This is a genomic window from Protofrankia sp. Cr2 (assembly GCF_963555885.1).
Classification (GTDB): Bacteria; Actinomycetota; Actinomycetes; order Frankiales; family Frankiaceae; genus Protofrankia.
Window position 1 is genome coordinate 106,740 of sequence record NZ_CAUVXG010000005.1, and the last position, 3,567, is coordinate 110,306.

General features: G+C 66.1%; 3 protein-coding genes and 2 tRNA genes. 4 read left to right on the forward strand and 1 reads right to left on the reverse strand.

Features of this window, described 5'->3' with window-relative positions; genetic code table 11:
* Positions 1–16 precede the first annotated feature (16 nt).
* A tRNA-Gly gene (locus U9978_RS04815) sits at positions 17–87 on the reverse strand.
* A 44-nt stretch (positions 88–131) separates the two neighbouring features.
* Here U9978_RS04815 and U9978_RS04820 point away from each other — a divergent pair.
* From U9978_RS04820 to U9978_RS04835, 4 genes are all read left to right on the forward strand, one after another.
* A tRNA-Pro gene (locus tag U9978_RS04820) sits at positions 132–204 on the forward strand.
* A 56-nt stretch (positions 205–260) separates the two neighbouring features.
* Entirely contained in the window at positions 261–1,751 is a 1,491-nt protein-coding gene (tig, locus tag U9978_RS04825) for a trigger factor (RefSeq protein WP_322759814.1), read from the forward strand.
* A gap of 270 nt (positions 1,752–2,021) precedes the next feature.
* Positions 2,022–2,657 carry an ATP-dependent Clp protease proteolytic subunit gene (locus U9978_RS04830; RefSeq protein ID WP_322759815.1) on the forward strand — a complete coding sequence of 212 codons (636 nt, stop codon included), beginning with the start codon at positions 2,022–2,024 and terminating at the stop codon, positions 2,655–2,657.
* 78 nt (positions 2,658–2,735) lie between these two features.
* Positions 2,736–3,407 carry an ATP-dependent Clp protease proteolytic subunit gene (locus U9978_RS04835; RefSeq protein WP_322759816.1) on the forward strand — a complete coding sequence of 224 codons (672 nt, stop codon included), beginning with the start codon at positions 2,736–2,738 and terminating at the stop codon, positions 3,405–3,407.
* Positions 3,408–3,567: the final 160 nt, after the last annotated feature.

A 3,567-nucleotide genomic window follows, 5' to 3' on the forward strand; every position in this document is an offset into this window, starting at 1 on the left:
ACGGCACCCCGAGCGGAGCGGGTGACCGGGATCGAACCGGCATGGCCAGCTTGGAAGGCTGGGGCTCTGCCATTGAGCTACACCCGCGGAGCATCGCTTACACTACCCCGTAGGATAGTGAAGCAACGCCTCGGGGCGTAGCGTAGTGGCTAGCGCGCCTGCTTTGGGTGCAGGAGATCGGGAGTTCGAGTCTCCCCGCCCCGACCGGTACTCTCGGCGCGTCCATCCGATCCACCGCCGCATCAGGAGTTAGCCGCGCCGTGAAGGCCACCAAGGAGACCCTTAGCCCCACCCGGGTCAAGCTGACCGTCGAGGTGCCCTTCGACGAGCTCAAGCCGTCCGTCGACGCCGCCTATCGCAAGCTCGCACGTGAGGTCCGGGTTTCCGGCTTTCGGCCGGGAAAGGTTCCTCCACGCATCCTCGACCAACGCCTCGGCCGGGGTGTGATCCTCGAGGAGGCCATCCAGAACGCCTTGCCGCGGTTCTACACCGACGCCGTGCAGCAGGAGGAAGTCGACGTCCTGTCCCGTCCCGAGGTCGACATCAGTTCGTTCGCGGACGGTGCCCCGCTGGTCTTCACCGCGGAGGTGGACGTCCGGCCGGACATCTCGCTGCCCGACTACGACGACCTCGAGGTCACCGTTGACGCGGTCGAGGTGACCGACGAGCAGGTGGACGAGCTGTTGACGACCATGCGTGAGCGGTCCGCCGTGCTTAAGCCGGTCGAGCGCCCGGTGCAGGCCGGCGACTTCATCTCGCTCGATCTGTCCGCGACCGTGAACGGCGAGGCCATCGACGATGCCGAGGCCGCCGGCATGTCCTATGAGGTCGGCAGCGAGAGCCTGATCGACGGTCTGGACGCGGCGATCACCGGCGCCGGTGAAGGGGAGAACCGCACGTTTACGACCGAGCTGCTTGCCGGCGAGCTCGCCGGCAGTTCGGCCGAGGTCACGGCCACCGTCCGGGGCGTCAAGGAGCGCGAGCTCCCCGATCTCGATGATGATTTCGCCACGACTGCCAGCGAGTTCGATTCGCTCGCTGAGCTGATCGGGGACATCCGCGGGCGTCTTGTCCGCGAGGCCGAGCATGCCCAGCTCGGTCAGGCGCGCGAGCGCGTTCTCGACCTCCTGATCGAGCGGGTGGACCCACCCCTGCCGGATTCGGTCCTCAATGACGAGGTTGAGGCCCGCGAGCACCGCTTCGCCCACGAGCTTGAGCGGATGAGCGTTGACCGCGATGCCTACCTTGAGACGCTTGGTCAGACCGACGAGGAGCATCTCGCCGAGGTGCGGCGGCTCGCAGCGAAGGCCCTGAAGTCGCAGTTCATCCTGGACGCTGTGATCAATGCCGAGCAGCTCCGGATCGATCAGGGCGAGCTGATGGAGCAGGTGATCGGCCGGGCGCAGCGGATGGGTGTGAGTCCCGACGTCTTCGCGCAGCAGTTGACCCAGGGAGACGGCCTTTCGGCAATCATGGCCGACACGCTGCGGAGCAAGGCTCTGACGTTCCTGCTGCGGCGGGCGACGGTCCTCGACCCGGCCGGAACCGAGGTCGAGCTGCCGCTGCCTGCTCCGCCGGTACCGAGCACGACAGCGGACGAGGACGCCGAGGACGTGGACAGTGACCTCGACGTGGACCTCGACGACGATGTTGACGACCTCGATGCCGATGCCGACGGTGATCTCGATGGAGCCGGTGGCATCGATGCGCAGAAGGCGGGCGGGTCCACCGATCCCGCACCCAGCGTCTGAACTCCGTCGGCGGCGAACGACCGACCAGTTGCGGCCCCCGGACATCTCGTCCGGGGGCCGCCGCATGCCGGCGGGAGAGCGGGCCAGGTGGTCGGACGACCTGCGGCTGATCGATTGCCCGGAATACCCGGATTGACCGGCGCTGGGCTCGCTCACCCTCACGCCTAGCGCGAACATCGAGCGCTAAGTCCCGGAACCGGTCCGGGTCACAGATAGTGTCGAGCCGGTCAGATCAACCGTCGCCAGCGCGAGGAAGCCGAGGAGCTAACCGTGAGTGACATCGCAGCCCCGAGCCTGGTCGTCCCACAACTGCGTTCGCCGGGGCAGAGCGGGGTCGGTTTCGACGAGCAGGTCTTCAACCGTCTGCTCCGCGAGCGGATCATTTTCCTGGGTTCGGTGGTCGAGGACCAGATCGCCAACGCGATCTGTGCCCAGCTGCTGCTGCTCAACGCCGAGGATCCGGGCCGGGACATCTTCCTCTACATCAACTCTCCCGGTGGATCCGTCAGTGCCGGGATGGCGATCTACGACACGATGCAGTACGTGGAGAACGACGTGGCGACGGTTGCGCTCGGACTCGCCGCATCCATGGGGCAGTTCCTGCTGTGCGCGGGTGCAGCCGGCAAGCGGTACTCGCTTCCACATGCGAAGATCATGATGCACCAGCCGTCGGGTGGCATCGGTGGTACCGCGTCCGACATCGCCATCCAGGCCGAGCAGATGCTCTACACCAAGCGGATGATGCAGGAACGGATCGCATTCCACACCGGCCAGGAGATCGAGCAGATCGAGCGGGATTCCGACCGCGACCGTTGGTTCACGGCCGACGAGGCCAAGGACTACGGGTTCGTCGACCACGTCGTGGCCCGGGCCCGCCAAGTCCCCAGCGAGGGCTCGGTCAGCTAGCCGCGTCCCGCGGATACTCGGCCGACACCGTCGACATCCGGCAACCGACCATCACCCGCCGTCGCGGAGGCACTCATCATGTACCAGCCGATTATCGGCCAGATCTCAGGTAACGGTCTGCCCGCCAGCCACTACGGCATCCCTCGGGTCATCGAGAAGACCAGCCGTGGCGATCTCTACCTTAATCCCTACGAGAAGCTGCTGCGGGAACGTATCGTCTTTCTCGGTATCCCGATCGACGACCTCTCCGCCAATGACGTGATGGCGCAGCTGCTGTTCCTGGAGTCCGAGGACCCCGACCGGGACATCTCGATCTATATAAACTCGCCGGGCGGATCCTTCACTTCGCTGACCGCCATTTACGACACGATGCAGTTCGTCCGGCCGGACATCCAGACGATCTGCATGGGCCAGGCCGCGTCCGCTGCGGCGGTGCTGCTCACCGCGGGGACGCCGGGCAAGCGTTTCGCGCTGGAGAACAGCCGGATCCTGCTGCACCAACCCTCCGGGCAGGGCGAGGGGCAGTCCAGCGACATCGAGATTCAGGCCAGGGAGATCCTGCGGATGCGTTCCCTGTTGGAGCGGATGCTCGCCCGGCACACCAAGCACACCGAGGAAGAGATCCGCCGGGACATCGAGCGTGACAAGATTTTCAGCGCGGCCGAGGCGCAGGAGTACGGCTTGATCGACGAGGTCATCCTGACCCGGAAATCGTCGCAGTTGACGACCGCGACGGCAGCGGGTCGCTAGCCGGCCTGGCCGAAGGGTGCGCGATCATGGTTTTTCGCGCTCCCGGAGGCATCTAGTGGTCAGCCTGGCCGAAGGGTGCGCGATCATGGTTTTTCGCGTACCCGGAGGCGCCGGGGAGCCGACCTCCACCACGGTTGCCGGGACGGGTGCCGCGTCCACG